At 41.1% G+C, this 18,817-nt stretch carries 15 protein-coding genes; 12 read left to right on the top strand and 3 right to left on the bottom strand.

Annotated elements, in window-relative coordinates; translation table 11 throughout:
• The coding region (locus tag QZT73_RS03445) for a CoA transferase (protein WP_291786623.1) at positions 1-1,056 on the top strand (1,056 nt) is incomplete at its 5' end.
• A gap of 410 nt (positions 1,057-1,466) precedes the next feature.
• On the opposite strand, the gene purL is transcribed toward QZT73_RS03445, so the two are convergent.
• From purL to QZT73_RS03430, 3 genes are all read right to left on the bottom strand, one after another.
• Complete coding sequence (gene purL, locus QZT73_RS03440) at positions 1,467-5,156, bottom strand: phosphoribosylformylglycinamidine synthase (protein ID WP_291783481.1); 3,690 nt, start codon at positions 5,154-5,156, stop codon at positions 1,467-1,469.
• A 79-nt stretch (positions 5,157-5,235) separates the two neighbouring features.
• Positions 5,236-5,874, bottom strand: a complete 639-nt coding sequence (locus QZT73_RS03435) for a LysE family transporter (RefSeq protein ID WP_291783483.1) — start codon at positions 5,872-5,874, stop codon at positions 5,236-5,238.
• Positions 5,871-7,421, bottom strand: a complete 1,551-nt coding sequence (locus tag QZT73_RS03430; protein WP_291783486.1) for a GH3 auxin-responsive promoter family protein — start codon at positions 7,419-7,421, stop codon at positions 5,871-5,873. The genes QZT73_RS03435 and QZT73_RS03430 overlap by 4 nt, the downstream gene beginning before the upstream one ends.
• 49 nt (positions 7,422-7,470) lie before the next feature.
• Here QZT73_RS03430 and QZT73_RS03425 point away from each other — a divergent pair, with 49 nt between their 5' ends.
• From QZT73_RS03425 to lepB, 11 genes are all read left to right on the top strand, one after another.
• Positions 7,471-8,145, top strand: coding sequence for a YggS family pyridoxal phosphate-dependent enzyme (locus QZT73_RS03425; RefSeq protein WP_291786620.1), 675 nt, complete (start codon positions 7,471-7,473; stop codon positions 8,143-8,145).
• 1 nt (position 8,146) lies between these two features.
• Positions 8,147-8,521 carry a DUF423 domain-containing protein gene (locus QZT73_RS03420; RefSeq protein ID WP_291784405.1) on the top strand — a complete coding sequence of 125 codons (375 nt, stop codon included), beginning with the start codon at positions 8,147-8,149 and terminating at the stop codon, positions 8,519-8,521.
• 4 nt (positions 8,522-8,525) lie between these two features.
• Positions 8,526-9,824 carry a D-alanyl-D-alanine carboxypeptidase gene (locus QZT73_RS03415; protein WP_291784401.1) on the top strand — a complete coding sequence of 433 codons (1,299 nt, stop codon included), beginning with the start codon at positions 8,526-8,528 and terminating at the stop codon, positions 9,822-9,824.
• A gap of 148 nt (positions 9,825-9,972) precedes the next feature.
• A complete protein-coding gene (locus QZT73_RS03410; protein WP_291784399.1) occupies positions 9,973-11,592 on the top strand; it encodes a CTP synthase in 1,620 nt (539 codons plus the stop codon).
• A gap of 102 nt (positions 11,593-11,694) precedes the next feature.
• Positions 11,695-13,497, top strand: coding sequence for a membrane protein insertase YidC (gene yidC / locus QZT73_RS03405; protein WP_291784397.1), 1,803 nt, complete (start codon positions 11,695-11,697; stop codon positions 13,495-13,497).
• Positions 13,498-13,706: 209 nt separating this feature from the next.
• The gene (locus QZT73_RS03400) at positions 13,707-14,390 is read left to right on the top strand and encodes a metal-dependent hydrolase (RefSeq protein WP_291784395.1); all 684 of its coding nucleotides are present in this window, start codon (positions 13,707-13,709) and stop codon (positions 14,388-14,390) included.
• A 9-nt stretch (positions 14,391-14,399) separates the two neighbouring features.
• Positions 14,400-15,179: an AAA family ATPase gene (locus QZT73_RS03395; protein ID WP_291784393.1), complete on the top strand. Its 780-nt coding sequence runs from the start codon at positions 14,400-14,402 to the stop codon at positions 15,177-15,179.
• A gap of 10 nt (positions 15,180-15,189) precedes the next feature.
• Positions 15,190-16,107 carry a ParB/RepB/Spo0J family partition protein gene (locus QZT73_RS03390; RefSeq protein WP_291784391.1) on the top strand — a complete coding sequence of 306 codons (918 nt, stop codon included), beginning with the start codon at positions 15,190-15,192 and terminating at the stop codon, positions 16,105-16,107.
• 52 nt (positions 16,108-16,159) lie between these two features.
• A complete protein-coding gene (locus QZT73_RS03385; RefSeq protein ID WP_291784389.1) occupies positions 16,160-16,711 on the top strand; it encodes a DUF5683 domain-containing protein in 552 nt (183 codons plus the stop codon).
• Positions 16,712-16,713: 2 nt separating this feature from the next.
• Entirely contained in the window at positions 16,714-17,436 is a 723-nt protein-coding gene (dapB, locus tag QZT73_RS03380; RefSeq protein WP_291784387.1) for a 4-hydroxy-tetrahydrodipicolinate reductase, read from the top strand.
• A 14-nt stretch (positions 17,437-17,450) separates the two neighbouring features.
• The gene (gene lepB / locus QZT73_RS03375) at positions 17,451-18,527 is read left to right on the top strand and encodes a signal peptidase I (protein ID WP_291784384.1); all 1,077 of its coding nucleotides are present in this window, start codon (positions 17,451-17,453) and stop codon (positions 18,525-18,527) included.
• The last annotated feature ends 290 nt before the right edge of the window (positions 18,528-18,817 follow it).

The raw sequence follows: 18,817 nt of genomic DNA, 5'->3' as shown, positions 1-18,817 counted from the left end.
GTTGAACTATCCAGTGTGTTGGCAGGACCCTTAGTCGGTACTTTTTTTGCAGAACTCGGCGCTGAAGTGATTAAAGTTGAAAATCAATTGACTGATGGAGATGTTACCAGAAAATGGAAAATACCTGAAGAAAATCGGCAACATGCTGTATCAGCCTATTATGCCGCAGCCAATTTTGGTAAAAAAACCCTGCTAAGAGATCTCAAAAATGAAGCAGATTACCTAGAGGTGTTGGGATGGGTAGCAACAGCGGATGTTGTGCTGCTTAACTTCAAGCCAGGAGATGCCCTGAAGCTCAAATTAGACTATGAAACTTTGTACAAGAAAAACCCCACCTTGATCTATGGAGAAATTATTGGCTTTTCTGAACAGGATCCAAGGGTAGCTTATGATGTAGTACTGCAGGCAGAGACGGGTTACATGTCCATGAATGGAGAATCTGACGCTCCTCCCCTGAAATTGCCCTTGGCCATAATAGACATTTTGGCTGCCCATCAATTGAAAGAGGGTATCCTTTGTGCCTTGTTGGAAAGAGCCAAAGACGGAAAAGGAAGGAAAGTCAGTGTCTCTCTTTATCAAGCCGGGGTTACGGCCTTGGCCAATCAGGCCTCCAACTGGCTGATGAATGGGCATATTCCCCAAAGAATAGGCTCCTTGCACCCCAATATTGCTCCTTACGGAGAAACCTTTCAATGTTGGGATGGAAAATGGATCGTACTCGCCATAGGCAGCGATAAGCAGTTTGAAAGTTTATGCCATGTTTTGGAGCTTTCTGGACTGATTGCTGATTCAAGGTTTGAAACAAATGCTTCCAGGGTCCAACATAGGACAGCATTAACCGGATATTTGAAAGAAGCTTTCCTTAAAAAGCCTTCCAATAAATGGATCCAATCGTTCTTAAAAAATCAGGTCCCTTTTGGTCAAATTAAAGACATAAAGGATGTTTTTGAAGAAGATCAGGCCAGTCAATTGATTCTTGAAGAAGACATTGAAGGCGTTCCTACCAAAAGGGTGAAGACGGTGGCTTTTAAGATCACAGGATTATCTGAACCCTGAACCTGCCTTGTTCAAAAAGTTCAAAGCGATGCCCTGCGATGTGGTGAGCATGTCGAACCAAGCTATCGAATGGGTTCATTGTTCACTGAGTCCATGGACACTTTTTACTGTTGACTTGGCTCTTATTAATCCCGTCCTACATTCTGGTCCAGTGCTACCCCGTCCCGATAATTATTGGGATTCGGGGGTCCAAAGGGACATTTTTTTTAACGCTCAGTCCTCTCACCTATCCCTTTTTCCTGGCACATGGTACATCATACTTGGTACACCCACTTTCGAAATCCGACTTCCGAAATCCCACATTTTCTTGTCTCAAACCTCTCGCTTCTCGCTTCTAACCTCTCGTCTCCCCCACCTAAAGGTAAGCAAGCTCGTCTATACTTGGTACATTGTACATTTTACTTGGTACATCATATTTCCTTCCTCTCACTTACCCACTTAAAGGCATTCACAAAAGCCTCAACCCATGGCGTGATTTCTTCTTCCTGTCTTTCGGTTGGATAATAGGGCCAGTTCCAAGGCTTGATGGAACGCTCAATATGCGGCATGATGGCCAAATGTCTTCCATCTTTCGAAGCTATCCCGGCAACGGCATAATCAGAACCATTCGGGTTTCCTGGATAAGCTTCATAAGAATAGGTCATTCCAATATGATAAGTATCTTTTGGCTGAGGTAGTTGGAATTTCCCTTCTCCATGCGCTACCCATACGCCTAGCCTTTGTCCTGCCAGGCTCTTCAGCATCACGGCATTGTTTTCAGGAATACTCACATTTACAAAGGCCGATTCAAATTTATGACTGGAATTATGCAGCATCTTTGGCCTTTTGTCATGGTCACCTGCAACCAATCCCAATTCTACCATCAGCTGGCATCCATTACAAACACCAAGCGATAAGGTGTCTTTTCTCGCATAAAAATTATCCAATGCCTTTTTTGCCTTTTCATTGTAAAGGAAAGCCCCTGCCCAGCCTTTGGCAGAACCCAAAACATCAGAATTGGAAAAGCCGCCCACAAAAACTATCATCTGCACATCTTCCAGATTTTCCCTTCCTGAAACAAGGTCTGTCATATGTACATCCTTTACATCAAATCCTGCCAACCAAAGTGAGTATGCCATTTCCCGGTCGCCATTTACCCCCTTTTCACGAATAATAGCGGCTCTTTTTCCAGATGCTTCTCTTCGGTAAGGATTTAAGAAAAAACTGTCAAAAGTCCCCTTCCAATTTTCATCAAATTGATAAGAAAGGGCTTGCATTTTGTAATTTTTAAACCTCTCTGCAGCCAAATCAGCACCACTTTGTTGCTTGTCCAGTAAATAGGAAGACCTGAACCAGGTATCCCGCATCTCGGCCACCCCTAAATGCAGATCAGTTCCCAAAAGATGTACCTGTCCATCCAATGTCACATCCGCGATGGAAACATAGTCAATTCCGTAATTTTCCAATACAGCCCTTGTCCTTTCAATATTATTGACCTGGATCAAAACGCCAGGGTTCTCTGCAAAAAGTGACTTGATCAAATCCTTTTCAGTCAAACGGTCTAATTTTATATTGAGACCGACTTGGGTAGAAGGGAAACACATTTCCAAAAGTGCTGTAATCAAGCCACCCGAGGAAATGTCATGACCTGCCAGTACTTCTCCTTTTTCTATCAATTTCTGAACTACCATAAAGGCAGTACTGAAATACTGACTGTCTACTATATCCGGCGTTTCATTTCCAATCGTATTCAGCACCTGAGCAAAGCTAGACCCTCCTAATTTTGGAGTATCCTTCGAAAAATCAATATAATACACCTTGCTGCCAGGAATTGGCTTCAAATCAGGCGAAACCACTTTTTTTGGATCTGCACATTCCCCTACCGTAGAGATAATGACCGTTCCCGGTGAATAAACTGTTTTTCCTCCAGGATATTTTTGAGTCATGGACAAGGAGTCCTTACCTGTGGGCACATTGATGCCCAATTCGATAGCAAAATCTGAAATGGCCTTTACAGCCCTATACAGTCTGTCATTTTCACCAGGGTTTTTGGCCGGCCACATCCAATTGGCACTGAGCGATACCCCTGCCAATCCATCCGTGAGGGGTGCCCAAACCAAATTGGTCAAAGCTTCCGCTATTGAAAGTCTTGACCCCGCTTCAGGGTCTGCCAAAGCTGCTACAGGAGCATGCCCAATAGAGGTGGCTATTCCCTTGTCCCCGGTAAAGTCAAGGGCCATTACTGCCACATTATTCAAAGGAAGTTGGATTTCCCCGGTTGTCTGCTGCTTGGCCACCCTTCCGGTAACTGAACGGTCCACCTTATTGGTCAACCAATCCTTACAGGCCACAGCCTCGAGCTGAAGTACTTCCTCAATATAACTTTTTATTGTTTCAGCACTATACTCAGGGGCTCTGAAAGATTGTACTTGGGTCTGATCTTCTAAGACAGTTTTGGGGGAACTGCCAAACATATAGGCCAAGCTCCAATCCACAGGCTTATCCCCTGTCTGCATATTTTCAAATTTGAAATGCATATCCCCTGTGGTTTCACCTACTACATAAAAGGGCGCTCTCTCTCTTTCTGCAATGCGCTGAAGCGTATCCACATCTTTTTCATGAACCACCAGTCCCATTCTTTCCTGGGACTCATTACCAATAATCTCCTTTGCTGAAAGTGTGGGATCTCCTACTGGTAACTTATCTAAATGGATCGTACCCCCTGTACTCTCTACCAGTTCAGAGAGACAATTCAAGTGCCCTCCTGCTCCATGGTCATGGATAGAAATAATCGGATTATCATGACTTTCAGCCATAGCGCGGATCACATTGGATACCCTTTTTTGCATTTCCGGATTGGAGCGCTGAATGGCATTCAATTCAATGGCATTGCTGAACTCTCCGGTAGCCACTGATGATACCGCACCACCGCCCATACCTATCCGGTAGTTATCTCCTCCCATTACGATAATTTTATCCCCCTTTCCTGGTTCATTCTTTTTGGCATATTCCTTACGGGTAAAACCAATACCCCCTGCCAACATGATTACCTTATCAAAACCATGGGATTTACCACCTTCTTCGTGTTCGAAAGTAAGTACTGATCCACAAATCAAAGGTTGACCGAATTTATTCCCAAAATCACTGGCCCCATTTGACGCTTTGATTAAGATATCCATTGGCGTTTGGTACAACCAATCCCTTTCCGGAAGATTTTTTTCCCAATTTCTCCCTGCTTCTGTGCGTGGGTAAGACGTCATATAGACCGCTGTTCCTGCCAAGGGCACAGAGGCAGTTCCTCCTGCAAGTCTGTCTCTGATTTCACCGCCTGAACCGGTAGCCGCTCCATTGAAGGGCTCTACCGTGGTCGGGAAATTGTGCGTTTCTGCCTTCAGTGAAAGTACAGTATCTATTGTCTCCGGCTCAAAAAAATCAGCTTTATCCTGGGTTTTAGGAGCAAACTGTTGTGCCCTTGGACCTTCCACAAAAGCGACATTATCCTTGTAAGCTGATACAATTTTATTAGGATGCCTTTTAGATGTCTCTTTGATCAGTTGAAAAAGTGTTTTCTCTTTTTCTTCCCCATCGATGACAAAAATCCCATTGAAAATTTTATGGCGGCAATGTTCTGAATTTACCTGACTGAACCCAAATACTTCCGAATCTGAAAGGGGCCTTCCCAATTGCTTGCTTACTCCTTCCAAATAAGTTACCTCTTCTTCACTGAGCGCCAACCCTTCTTGCTGATTATAAGCTTTAATATCCACTACCTGCATGATGGGTTCAGGCTCCAAATGAATATCGAAAATATCCTGATTCAAGCCCAAATACACCTTTTGGAGCATGGGATCAATGCCATCTTCTTCATTTAAAGGATGGTATTCCTCAATCCTTTGAATGTCCTTTATGCCCATGTTGCCCGTGATTTCTACCGCATTGGTGGACCAGGGCGTAATCATCTCTTTTCTCGGGCCTGCAAATTTCCCCTCTATATGGGATACCTCCAATTGTTTGGCTTCTCCAAAAAGCCAAATCAATTTTTCAAGATCGTGGGAAACAAGAGGTTTTTTTGTCTGAACTGCATAAATCAGACCATTGGGGGATTGGAAAAAGAGGATCATGTGCTGTTTTTTGTAGCCTTTTTGTCTGCACAAATGTAGGGAATTGCCTCAATGTTTGAAAACTGAATTTCGTAATTAATCAAGCAGCTTTTTCCCCCAAAGTAAAGGCATACCAAAATAGCCTGGCTCCAAACAGCAAAAGGGCAATCCCAACCATCTTATTGAGCAAAAACATCACACGGGGTGTTATGAATACCTTCAATCTCTTGGCTACATAGGCCTTCAAAAGATCAAAAAGAAAAACAGTAAGCAATATACCCAGATAATAAATACCAATATCATATCGGTTATACTCTTCCCTGATTGCAACCAAACCAGCGATAGAAATCCAAAAAAGCAGTACAAATGGGTTGATCCCATTGATCCCAAAACCCTTGATGAACCCTGTTCTTTTTCTGGCCTCTGATAAGGGGAAACCGGCAGTTGAAGGCCTGTCTTTCACTTTTTTAAAAAAAGATGAAATTCCAAATACCGTCAAAACGAAGCCTCCCAATAGAGACAGGTACCATTCGAAATTGGGAAATTGTGTCAATAAACTTATTCCAAAATAGGTGATCAGAACATATAGAAAATCACTAATCAAAATCCCCACAGCAATGGCTACTGCATATTTAAAACCGTGTTCTATGCTGTTTTGAATTAAAGTAAAAAATACGGGACCCACCATTGCAGACAACAGCAAGCCCATACTTATCCCTTCTCCCAATGCCTGCATCATGATCTGATTCCGTGGTTTTCGAGGTGTGCCAACCAATCTTCCATTTTTTCACCTTTTAAGACCCTTGGAAATTTGTTTTGTCCCCCCTCTTTCCCATGTGCCTTTAGCCAGTCATAAAATAGGCTGGGGCTGACTATGGTGCATGAAACTCTTTTAAGTGCATGTTTTCTTTCTGTGATATAATCATCATTAAGATCTTTAAGGTGTGCATCAATCCTCTGCATTAATTTAGCAGGGTCCACTTTATCATCTGTACCTACAAACCATTGATGCCTGAATAGAGACCCATCCGGTAAGCCCAAGACAGTGAATTCACGCACATTAAGGTTCATTTCTTCACAAACCAGTTCAATCGCACGGTTCATATTGTCCATAGAAAGGTGTTCCCCGCACATGCTGAGAAAATGTTTCGTTCTTCCCGTGATGATAATTTCGCTTTCAGCTTTGGATTCAAAACGGACTACATCTCCAATTTGATAGCGCCAGGCACCTGCGCAGGTGCTTATCAAAAGTGCATAGTCCACACCCTCTTCAATTTCATCTATTTTGAAAATCTGTGCACCGTCCTTCAGTTCTCCGTTTTCATCAAAATTGGCATCATTGAAAGGTACAAATTCATGGAACATACCATTATTGAGTACCAAGCGCATGGTTCTCCTATCAGGCAATGCCTGAAATGCAAGAAAACCCTCAGAGGCCAGGTAGGTTTCCATGTAAATCAAGGGTCTGGCCAACAATTGCTCGAAACCTTTCTTATAGGGTTCAAAAGTCACTCCTCCATGAACAAAAATCATGAGATTGGGCCAGATATCGTGAATGGTTTTCAACTGGTATTTTTGGATAATTTTTTCTAGCAAAATCTGTAACCATGCAGGTACACCGACAATTATACCAATGTCCCACTTGGGCGCCATATCCACTATTTGATCCAATTTTTCTCCCCAGTCCTTATTTTGCGAGATTTTTTTGCCCGGCTTGTAGAATTTTTGAAACCAAACCGGAAGCCTACCGGTAGTAATCCCTGATAAATCTCCCGAAAAATAGGTGCCGTTAAAATCCAGATCTGTACTTCCTCCAAGCATTAAAATGCCTTTGGTAAATAAAGCATCGGGAAGATCGTATTTTGATAATGTCAGAATTTGACGAACACCTGTCTTCCGGATCGCCTTTACCATATCCTGCGTAATTGGAATGTACTTGGAGGAAGCACCTGAGGTTCCTGAAGTCAGGGCAAAGTACCGTATTGCTCCAGGCCATGTAATATCTTTTTCGCCTGCCCTTAACCTGTACCACCATTCATTGTAAATCTTTTCATAATTATAGGTGGGCACCATGGAAGAAAAAGCCCTGTAAAAATCTTTGTTCGGTTTTTTAAATTCTTTCAACACCAAGTCGAAGCGGTATTTTTTACCAAATTCGGTATTCCTTGCCTGTATCAGGAGTTTTTTAAGCTCTTGTTTTTGAAGTTCAGCGGGATTGCTGTACTCCTGTTCCAGAGATTCTCTTAATCTGATGCCTTTTTTTAGCAATGTACCTAATAACGCCATATCTTTGTTTTGTTCAATTTACAGATTCCAATTAATCAAAAATAGAAGAATGTCAATTAAAGAAAACCTTATTTCCATAAAAAATACATTCATCAATCCCTCATGTCAGTTGATTGCGGTAAGCAAAACCAAGTCCAAGGAAGAAATCATGGAGGCCTATAATGCGGGAATCCGGGATTTTGGAGAAAATAAAGTCCAAGAAATTACTGAAAAGTATGAAATACTACCCAAAGACATCCGATGGCACATGATAGGGCATCTCCAAAGAAACAAGGTAAAATACCTGGCCCCATTTGTATATCTCATCCATGGGGTTGACTCTTTGAAATTACTGAGTGAAATTAACAAACAAGCGGAAAAAAATAACCGTAAAATACCCTGTCTCCTTCAGGTACATATTGCACTTGAGGACAGCAAATTCGGTTTTTCTGAAGATGAATTGATTGCCCTTCTGGAATCTGAAGAAATTAAAACTCTTGGACATGTTCAGGTAATCGGGCTGATGGGAATGGCCACTTTCACAGATAACGATGCACAGATCAAATCAGAGTTTGAAGGACTTAAAAATTTATTTACTCAATTACAATCAAGTTCACTTCCGGAGAATATTGAAATGAAAGAACTATCAATAGGAATGAGCGGGGACTATCTTCTGGCCCAGGAAGCTGGAAGTACCATGGTGAGAATAGGAACAGCTATCTTTGGAGAGAGGAATTACAATTGAGATGAAAAAACATACATTTATTCAAATTTCAGCCATTTTAGGTGCTCTTGCCGTAGGTATAGGGGCTTTTGGAGCACATGGACTACAGCCACTTCTGGAAGCCAATGCTAGGGTTGCCACTTTTGAAACAGCAGTACAATATCACTTTTACCATGCCTTGGCCATGCTTGCCATCAGTATCTGGTACAGCATGTCACCCGAAAAGAAAGCGCTTAAATGGGCAATGGGCCTTTTTTTAATCGGCATTCTGATTTTTTCAGGATCGCTCTACATCCTTTCCCTTTCAGGTATTACCTGGCTGGGTGCCATTACACCCATAGGCGGAGTAGCTTTCATAATAGCTTGGATTACCATCATTTTTGCTGCAAAGTCTTGAATTCATGAAGAAAAACCTATTATTGATTGGCTTGCTTTTTTCTATTGTTTCCCCATTAATAGCTCAGGAAACAGCAATCCGTAGCCGTTTTGAAAAACTGGATGAATTGTTGGGGGAAAATTCATTTTTCGACAACCACATGACAGGCTTTATGCTGTACGATCTGGACAGTCAATGGGTGCATTATGAAAAAAACAGCCACATGAATTTCATTCCAGCGTCCACTACAAAACTATTGACCTTTTATGCCTCACTTTTGGTGCTTAAGGACAGTACGATCACTTTCAGATATGTCAATAGCAACAATGAAATCACAATATGGGGAACAGGCGACCCCTCATGGAAATACCGTCCATTGCCACAACCAAAACTCAAAGAGTTTTTTAAGGATTTTCAAAAAATCAATATTTCCTTTGACAACTGGAAGGATACTCCTTTTGGCTACGGTTGGCAATGGGATGATTATTATTATGCTTATTCTCCTGAAAGATCCGCTTTTCCTGTGCATGGTAATATTGTAACATTCACCAATAGGAACCGCACTCCTGTACCGGATATCCCGCTTTTTTCTGCTATGCTTGTCAGGACTGATAAGGAAATAAGAGGTGTCCAAAGGGATTTTAATTCCAATAACTTTCTTTATAACCCAAGCCTTTATGTGAATCAATTTTCTACGCTCCCATTTATTACCACTCCTGAGGTCACTTTAAAACTCATGGAAGAAACCATAGGTAAACCAGTGAATTTGGTCAAAGGAAAGGCACCTGCAAATGCAAAAGTATTCAAAGGTGGTGGTTTGACCCCACTCTGGAAAGAGGTACTGATAGAAAGTGATAATTTCGTTGCAGAACAACTCCTTCTGATGGTCTCGGAAAGCCTTTTTGGGGAACTCAATACCGAAAGGACCATCGATTATATCAAAAAAAATTACATGGATGATTTTCCGGATAAACCCAAATGGGTAGATGGTTCGGGACTTTCCAGGCACAACCTGATTACACCACGCACCATGGTGACCCTGATGTCCAAGTTGGACGAAATGATGCCCAGGTCTGAATTAATCAGGTTATTGCCTCAAGGAGGAATCAGTGGTACCCTGAAAAACAATTACGCCGCAAGAAGACCATATGTTATTGCCAAAACTGGAACAATAAGCAATAATCACGCTTTAGTAGGCTATATCAAGGGGGATTCAGGTCGATTTTATGCTTTTGCTTTTATGAATAACAATTACCTCAACAGATCATCGGAGATTCGACGGGAAATGGAAAAGGTGCTGCAGTTCATCAAAACTAATTATTAAAAAGGGAAAAGACCCATTACCCTAAGGGTTTAAAGAACCATCATCCTGAGATTTTAAAATTTCCTTCAAAAAGCAAAAGTCAAATCAAATATTTGACGTAACTTTGAATCCCATAAGAATCAAAACAAAATCATATCCTACCATTCTTATGGCTTCATCCACCAAATACATCTTTATTACCGGAGGCGTGACTTCTTCGCTGGGCAAGGGCATCATAGCGGCTTCTTTGGCCAAACTGCTACAAGCCAGGGGATTCAGCGTTACTATCCAAAAATTCGATCCTTATTTGAACATTGATCCCGGAACACTCAATCCATATGAACATGGGGAATGTTATGTGACAGAGGATGGAGCAGAAACTGACCTCGACCTTGGGCATTACGAGCGCTTTCTTAATACCCCTACTTCCCAATCGAATAATGTCACAACGGGCAGGATTTACAATAACGTCATAACCAAAGAAAGAAAAGGGGAATATTTGGGAAAGACTGTACAAGTCATTCCCCATATAACCGATGAGATCAAACGTAATTTTTTCAAATTGGGGGAAGAAGGCAAATTTGATGTCATCATCACCGAAATCGGTGGATGTGTAGGCGATATCGAATCTCTTCCCTTTATTGAGGCGGTCAGGCAGGCCAAATGGGATATTGGTGCCAATAACTTTTTGGTAGTACACCTGACCCTTATCCCCTACCTTGCGGCAGCTAAAGAACTGAAAACCAAACCTACCCAACATTCTGTCAAACAGTTATTGGAAGCAGGTATCCAACCTGACATATTGGTCTGTAGAACCGAACATCCACTTCCATTGGAAGTCAAAAAGAAGTTGGCCCTTTTCTGCAACGTGCAGCTAAACAATGTCATTGAAGCCATGGATGCGGAAACGATCTACGATGTACCCCTGCTGATGAAAAAGGAAAAATTGGATGAGCGGGTAATGACCAAACTCAAGTTGGGCAATAAAAACAACATTGACCTGGAACAATGGAAGGACTTTTTGGGGAGACTTAAAAACCCAACCCAGGAAGTGAATATTGGCCTCATTGGAAAATATGTTTCCCTGCCGGACGCTTACAAATCCATTATTGAGTCATTTGTGCATGCAGGGTCTGCAGCAGAATGTAAGGTCAACCTTAGTCTGATTTCTTCAGAAGAACTCCATTCCGACAATATTTTCAAAAAACTGGAAGATTTGGATGGTATTGTTGTGGCTCCAGGTTTTGGAGAAAGGGGGCTTGAAGGTAAGATAGAAACGGTAAAATTCGCCCGAGAAAACAAAATTCCATTTTTAGGGATTTGTTTAGGTATGCAAGTGGCCGTTATCGAATTTGCCAGGAATGTACTGAAGCTAAAAGGCGCAAGCAGTACGGAAATGGACCCTAAGACGAAATATCCCGTAATTGCCCTGATGGAAGAACAAAAAAACCTGGACCAAATGGGAGGCACCATGAGGTTGGGGTCTTATCCCTGTGAATTGCGCAAGGGAAGCCGTTCGGCACAGGCCTATGGTAAGTCCAAGGTGTTGGAGAGACACAGGCACAGGTACGAATTCAATAATGAATACCTAAAAGCAATCGAGGAAAACGGAATGATCCCTGCTGGAATCAATCCTGAATCAGGTTTGGTTGAAATCATTGAAATCAAAGAGCATCCTTGGTTTGTGGGGACCCAATTCCATCCGGAATATAAAAGTACAGTGCTAAATCCGCATCCATTATTTGTGCGTTTTATCGCAGCAGCTATAGAAAATAAAAAAATAAAGTAATTTTACGGCCCGATAAGAGAAAGGGTAACGCAAGGTCAAGATGGACAGCATCAAATTCTTTGTGTTACCTTTGCTTTTTGAAAAGCTTATAATCTTAAATCTATGGATAGAAACCAGGCGACAGGACTGATCCTTTTCGCAGCAGTATTATTGGTGTATTCAATTTTCTTTGCAACTACACCAGAGCCAGTTATTGAAGAAGAACAGGCCACATCAAGCCTTGAATTGCAGGAGAAAGATGTTGAAGATGTAGTCAGTACTCCAATCTTGTCTGAACCTGACAGTTTACAAGACCTCATTGCCCAAAGACAATTTGGTGTATTTGCCCCAATGACCAAAGGGACAGAAGAAATTGTCACTTTGGAAAATGACAAAATGATTGTGGCTTTTTCTTCCAAGGGAGCAGAAATTGTAAAGGTAGAATTAAAAGAATTCAAGACCTGGGACCAAAGACCTTTGGTTCTTTTAGATCAAAGCAGTTCAGATATCGATTATATCATTCAAACAGATAAAGGTGCCTTAAGTCTCAACCAGTTTTTCTTCAATCCAACCCTATCCTCTACAGAAAATGATGGAGAAAAGGCTAGTGTTCTTACTTTTACGGCACAGTCAGGGAATGCAAGGATCACAAGAACTTATTCTTTGACCGAGGGAAATTATACGCTGGACAAGTACTTGGAATTTGTAGGGCTTAATAATTACCTCAGCGAAGCTTATGTTCAGGTCAAGTGGGACGACCGGCTTCAACGGCAGGAACAGGATATCGAGGAATCCAGAAGAAAAACCAATATTAATTTCTTCAAAGCATCCGGGTCTCATGATGACTTGAGTTTGACATCTTCATCAGACGATGCAGACATTACAGAACCTGTCAAATGGGTAAGCTTCAGTCAAAGGTTTTTTACATCAGCTATCATTGCAGGCAATGCATTCAGCAATGCCAACCTGATCCAAAACACCCCCGATGATACACTGTCCATCAAAAATATGCAGGCCAATCTTTTGATGCCGCTTGAGAATGGAAAAGCGGAAGCCCAGTATTTTTTTGGACCTAATAATTACAATCTTCTCAAAACCATCACTCCCGGCTTTGAAAACAATGTAGATATGGGTTATTTCTTTGTGAGCTGGGTCAACAAATACATCATTGTAAACCTGTTCCAGTTTCTCGAAAAATACTTCAATAACTACGGGATTATCATTATCCTGATCGTCTTGATCATCAAACTTGCACTTTTCCCCTTGACTTATAAATCATACATAGGGATGGCGAAGATGCGGGTAATCAAACCTGAAATTGATGAATTGAAGGAAAAATACGGAGAAGACCCTTCCAAAATGCAACAAGAGCAGATGAAGCTCTTTGGGCAACTTGGTGTAAGTCCAATTTCCGGATGTCTGCCTATGTTGCTACAGATGCCATTTCTTTTCGCGATGTTCTTCTTTTTTCCAAATTCCATTGAATTAAGGCAAGAATCATTTCTTTGGGCAAAAGACCTGTCAACCTATGATGCTATAGTTTATTTACCCTTTACTATACCGTTTTATGGGGCTCATGTGAGTTTGTTTACAATATTAATGACGGTATCCCAAATAGCATATACCCATTTCAATAACCAATTGACCGCCCAAGCAGGCCCAATGAAAAACATAGGCTACATCATGCCGGTGATTTTCATGTTTGTATTGAACTCTTTCCCAGCAGCTTTGAGCTTCTATTACTTTGTTTCAAATATGGTTACTTTTGGACAGCAGGCCTTGATTAAAATGTTTGTTGATGATTCCAAAATCCGTGTTAAAATCGAGGAATATAGAAAAAGAAATGTGAATAAGAAGAAATCAAAATTCCAACAGAAACTCGAGGATGCCATGAAAGCTGCTGAAGCCAATAAAAAGAAAAAATAAAGTACCTTCAAAAAGGCTGTTCAATTCTAAAGACAGCCTTTTTTTATGTGAAAAAAATTTATGTTATTGAGTCAATCGTTTCAAAGTAGCTATAGACATAAAAACCAAATCCTTATGTCTATCCACAATAGATTGTGGATAAGAATTCATTTACAGACTGGATTTTAATCCTATATTTGTATGATTGCAAACAAAGAGACCGAAACACCATGATCGAAATAACTTATTTTGGACACGCTTCATTTTTAGTGAAGCTTGCTGGTGAAAATATCATTTTTGACCCTTTTATCAGCCCCAACGAAAAAGCTGCCCATATTGATGTCTCAAGCCTCCGGGCAGATTATGTTTTGATTAGTCATGGACATGAAGACCATGTAGCAGATGCAGAGAAAATCGTCAAGTCCTCCAATGCCACCTTGGTTTCCAATTATGAAGTTGCAGTTTGGTTTGCCAAAAAGGGAATAGAAAAGTACCATCCCATGAACCATGGAGGAAGTAAATCTTTTGACTTTGGGACGGTTAAATATGTAAATGCCGTACATAGCAGCACCCTGCCCGATGGCAGCTCAGGTGGTAATCCTGGTGGATTTGTCATCAAACATGAAAAGGGTAGTTTTTATTATGCAGGAGATACTGCATTGACTTATGATATGAAACTCATTGGAGAGGAATTTAAAATTGATTTTGCCTTCCTCCCTATTGGAGATAATTTCACCATGGGGATTGAAGATGCTTTAAAGGCTGCTGATTTTGTAGGTACAAAAAAAATAATAGGCATGCACTATGATACCTTTCCTTTTATTGAAATTGACCATGAGGAAGCAAAAAAAGCAGCTGAAAGGGCTGGAAAGGAATTGATAATACTTAATATTGGAGACTCTATTAGCTTGTAAATAATAAAAATGGGAAAAGTAATTGCCATTGCTAATCAAAAAGGGGGGGTGGGAAAAACCACAACCGCAATGAATTTGGCCGCAAGTCTGGCTGTATTGGAATTTAAGACTTTGGTCATAGATGCCGACCCTCAGGCAAACACCACCTCAGGGCTGGGACATGACCCTAAAAATATCGATACCAGTATTTATGAATGCATGGTGGACGGAATAGATATTTCTACGATCATTCTTAAAACTGAGATAGAAAACCTGGATTTGGTCCCTTCACATATCGATCTAGTCGGTGCTGAAGTGGAAATGATCAATCTGGATAATAGAGAAGAAAAGATGAAAGGAGTAATTTCCGATGTACGTGGAAATTATGATTTCGTCATCATTGATTGCTCCCCTTCTCTTGGCTTAATTACCATCAATGCGCTAACAGCCGCTGATTCAGTAATTATCCCAGTACAATGCGAATATTTTGCTTTGGAAGGGCTCGGTAAATTGTTGAATACTATCAAAATTATTCAAACGAGACTTAATCCAAACCTAGAAATAGAAGGTATATTGTTGACCATGTACGACGTGCGGTTGAGACTGAGCAACCAGGTGGTCGATGAGGTGAAAATGCATTTCAAAAACCTGGTTTTTGAAACCATCATCCCCAGAAATGTGCGCTTAAGCGAATCCCCCAGTTTTGGCCTTCCTGTCATCGCCTTTGATGCTGATGGCAAGGGTGCAGTGGCTTATTTAAATCTGGCCAATGAGATCGCAACAAAAAACGGGATGGAGAAAGTAAAATGATTGACTGATTATGGCTGATAAAAAACCAACAAATAAAAAACCTGCCCTCGGAAGAGGACTGGGTGCTCTTCTTAAAGATTCTCCCCAAAAAAACCAAACGCAAGATGTATTGCCTGCTCAACCTGTGGTGGGAATCTATGAGATAGCTCTTTCCGAAATACAGGTTAACCCCTTTCAGCCGAGAACCCATTTTGATAAAGATGCTTTGGGCGAACTTGCAGAATCCATCAAGGTCCAAGGAATTATCCAACCCATTACGGTAAGAAAATTAACCGATGGAGACTACCAACTTATCTCCGGAGAGCGAAGGTATCAGGCCTCAAAAATGGCTGGCCTGGATAAAATCCCCGCATACATCCGAACTGCCAATGACCAGCAAATGCTCGAAATGGCCCTCATTGAAAACATTCAGAGGGAAAATTTAAATGCACTTGAAATTGCCCATTCCTATCAGAGATTGCTGGTGGAGTGTAACCTTAAACAGGAAGAACTGGGTGAAAGGGTAGGTAAAAACAGGACAACAGTAAACAATTACATGCGATTGTTGAAATTACCGCCGGACATTCAGGCAGGATTAAGGGACAACATCATCTCTATGGGCCATGCAAGGGCCATCATCAATATTGAAGACATTGACAAGCAATTGGCGATTTATAAAAGGACAGTTGCCGAAGAACTCAATGTAAGAAAGGTAGAGGCGCTGGTCAAAGCCCTTAACAGCAGTTCTGAAGAAAGAAGTGCTGAAAAAATAGAAGGACTTGACCCTGTAAGGAAATACGAAATTGGAAAAATCCAACAGCGGTTAGCCTCCCATTTCGGTTCAAAAGTCCAATTGAAAGCAGACGGAAAAAATAAAGGCGAGATAAAAATCCCATTTCGGTCTGCCGATGATCTGAACAGAATTCTGGAAATTCTAGATATCATCTAAATACTTGATTACGGCATCAATCTTTTCCAAGAGCAAATTTCTATTGAAAACGATGATACAGATAAACGGTATTGCTGTTTTTATACTGTTGCTTTTGGGTTTGCAACCCCTCAAGGCACAAGAGTCAGCAGGAGATACGCTGAACTTGGAATGGAGACCGGAAGGATACAAAGATCCTAAAAAGGCCACCATTCTTTCGGCCATTTTACCGGGTGCCGGACAGGTATATAATGGTAAAAGTTGGAAAGTACCCCTAATTTATGGGGGATTTGCTACCAATATTTTCTTTATCGAATTCAACGATCGAAGGTATAAAGCCCTCAGGGAAGGTCTTTTTTTATTGGATGATGGTTTGCCAAATGATTTTCCAAATCTCAACAGAGATGGATTGGTACGACAAGTAAACTTCTGGAGAAGAAATAGGGATTTGAATTATTTTATTTTTATCGGTATTTATGCACTTAATATCATTGATGCGCATGTAGATGCCCACTTGTCCTCTTTCGATGTGTCCGACGACTTGAGCTTTAGGTTTGAACCAAGTTTTGAAATCCTTAGCGCAGGTGGCAGCATCATGGGCTTGTCAATGAAAATCAATTTCTAATTATGAAGGTATTAATTTTGGGTTATGGCAAAATGGGGAAAATCATCGGTGAAATTGCCGAATCCAGAGGTCATGAGCTTGTAGGTAAAATCAATATTGATAACAGGGATGAATTGGCGCAGCTTAGCCCCAAAAACATTGATGTGGCGATTGAATTCAGCCAACCGGACGCAGCTTTCGAAAACATCAGCTGGGCAATAAAAAGAGGAATTCCTGTTGTCTCCGGTACTACAGGATGGCTGGAAAAAAAACCGGCTGTTACCGCTCTGACGCTTGAAAACGAAACTGCTTTTTTTTATGCCTCGAATTATAGCATAGGCGTCAACATATTCTTCAGAGTAAATAGGTTTCTTGCCGCTTTGATGAAGGACCAAAAAGATTATAAAGCGAATATGAAGGAAATCCATCATACCGAAAAAAAGGATGCTCCCAGCGGTACAGCAATTACCTTGGCAGAAGGAATTATTCAGGAAATACCCAGATATAATTCTTGGATATTGTCCGAACAATTGAACGAAAATGAACAATTATTGCCTATTCAGTCAGAACGCATAGATCCGGCTCCGGGAACCCATATTGTGAGCTACCAGTCTGAAATCGACGATATAGAGATCAAACATACCGCTCACAGCAGAAAAGGGTTTGCACTTGGCGCAGTTTTGGTAGCGGAGTGGATAAAAGATAAAAAAGGTGTATTATCAATGGATGATTTCCTATCTTTCTAAAATTTTTCAGTGAAATGACAGACGAAAAAAAGAAAAAATCAGCTGCCCGTGAGTGGGTAGATGCCTTAGTATTTGCGGTGATTGCCGCCTCTCTGATCAGATGGTTGTTGTTGGAACCATTTACCATTCCTACCGCTTCTATGGAAAAATCCCTCTTAGTGGGTGATTTCCTTTTTGTGAGCAAAATGCACTATGGTACAAGAATTCCCAGGACACCACTACAGATTCCTCTTACGCACCAGAAAATTTGGGGAACAGAAACGAATTCCTATGTGGATTGGATAGAACTCCCCTACTTCAGGTTACCAGGCTTTACTTCTGTGAAAAGGAATGATGTTGTTGTATTCAACTATCCCTCAGAATTTGAATTCCCAGTAGATCTCAAAACAAACTATATCAAGAGGGCAGTTGCAGTGGCTGGAGATGAAATAGAAATAGTACAGACGGAAGTCTTTGTCAATGGGGAGGCAGGATACAAACCCGAAGGCATTCAGTATTCTTTCGATGTGATGAGTAGCAGAAACCTCAGCGCTGATTTTTTTAGTGATTATGGCATCAATCCTGAAGGATTTATGCCTTTTACCAATGGCTCAGGGTATTATGTAATGACCACTGATGAAACCGCTGAAAGACTTAGTAAATCCCCTGCTATTGGCGCGGTGACCAAAAGAGTGGACCGACCCGATATGGGAGATCCAAGGGTTTTTCCTGACGGTGCCTATTTTGGATGGAATAAAGACAATATGGGCCCATTGAAAATCCCTGCAAAAGGTTGGACAATCGATATGAATGAGGAAAATATAGCCAAATATTCCTTTACCATAGAAAAGTTTGAGGGGCATGAGCAGGTTGAAGTAAGGGACAACCAATTATTCATCAATGGAAATAAAGTAGATGCTTACACTTTTAAGCAAAATTATTATTTTATGATGGGAGACAACCGACATGACTCTCTGGATTCCAGATATTGGGGTTTTGTTCCCGAAGACCATGTGGTGGGTAAAGCCTGGTTCTTATGGCTATCGCTTGATAAACATAAATCCATGTTCAGCAAAATACGCTGGAGCAGGTTCTTCAAAGGGATCAAGTAAAATATCTATAATCGTAAAAGCCAGTCCAAAATTTTGGGCTGGCTTTTTTGTTATTATGCAATTGAATCAAATTATAGATTTATCCGCATCCCTATCAGTAAAACCTATGTTATATAATTAACCTTTGATTTCAAGCCAAAATACATGAATATCCTCTCAAGGTAGCATGTTTGGGCAATAAGTGTATTTAAAGGAGTACACATGTTAAGTAAATAGGGCCTGCTGAAAAATTCAGGATTGCGTAAGATACGAATTGGTGAAGTGAAGCTGTATAAATATACTGCGAACTG

The organism is Cecembia sp., assembly GCF_007126775.1.
Taxonomy (GTDB): Bacteria; Bacteroidota; Bacteroidia; order Cytophagales; family Cyclobacteriaceae; genus Cecembia.
Note: the sequence above shows the minus strand (reverse complement) of the source record. Positions and strands in the feature narration are given on the sequence as shown.

Bases quoted from the DNA above. Each gene is read 5' to 3' on its own strand.
- QZT73_RS03390 (WP_291784391.1), top strand. From the start codon at position 15,190: ATGGCTGATAAAAAACCAACAAATAAAAAACCTGCCCTCGGAAGAGGA.
- purL (WP_291783481.1), bottom strand. From the start codon at position 5,156: ATGATCCTCTTTTTCCAATCCCCCAATGGTCTGATTTATGCAGTTCAG.
- QZT73_RS03385 (WP_291784389.1), top strand. From the start codon at position 16,160: ATGATACAGATAAACGGTATTGCTGTTTTTATACTGTTGCTTTTGGGT.
- QZT73_RS03425 (WP_291786620.1), top strand. From the start codon at position 7,471: ATGTCAATTAAAGAAAACCTTATTTCCATAAAAAATACATTCATCAAT.
- yidC (WP_291784397.1), top strand. From the start codon at position 11,695: ATGGATAGAAACCAGGCGACAGGACTGATCCTTTTCGCAGCAGTATTA.
- QZT73_RS03420 (WP_291784405.1), top strand. From the start codon at position 8,147: ATGAAAAAACATACATTTATTCAAATTTCAGCCATTTTAGGTGCTCTT.
- QZT73_RS03435 (WP_291783483.1), bottom strand. From the start codon at position 5,874: ATGATGCAGGCATTGGGAGAAGGGATAAGTATGGGCTTGCTGTTGTCT.
- dapB (WP_291784387.1), top strand. From the start codon at position 16,714: ATGAAGGTATTAATTTTGGGTTATGGCAAAATGGGGAAAATCATCGGT.
- QZT73_RS03400 (WP_291784395.1), top strand. From the start codon at position 13,707: ATGATCGAAATAACTTATTTTGGACACGCTTCATTTTTAGTGAAGCTT.
- QZT73_RS03415 (WP_291784401.1), top strand. From the start codon at position 8,526: ATGAAGAAAAACCTATTATTGATTGGCTTGCTTTTTTCTATTGTTTCC.
- QZT73_RS03395 (WP_291784393.1), top strand. From the start codon at position 14,400: ATGGGAAAAGTAATTGCCATTGCTAATCAAAAAGGGGGGGTGGGAAAA.
- QZT73_RS03410 (WP_291784399.1), top strand. From the start codon at position 9,973: ATGGCTTCATCCACCAAATACATCTTTATTACCGGAGGCGTGACTTCT.
- lepB (WP_291784384.1), top strand. From the start codon at position 17,451: ATGACAGACGAAAAAAAGAAAAAATCAGCTGCCCGTGAGTGGGTAGAT.
- QZT73_RS03430 (WP_291783486.1), bottom strand. From the start codon at position 7,421: ATGGCGTTATTAGGTACATTGCTAAAAAAAGGCATCAGATTAAGAGAA.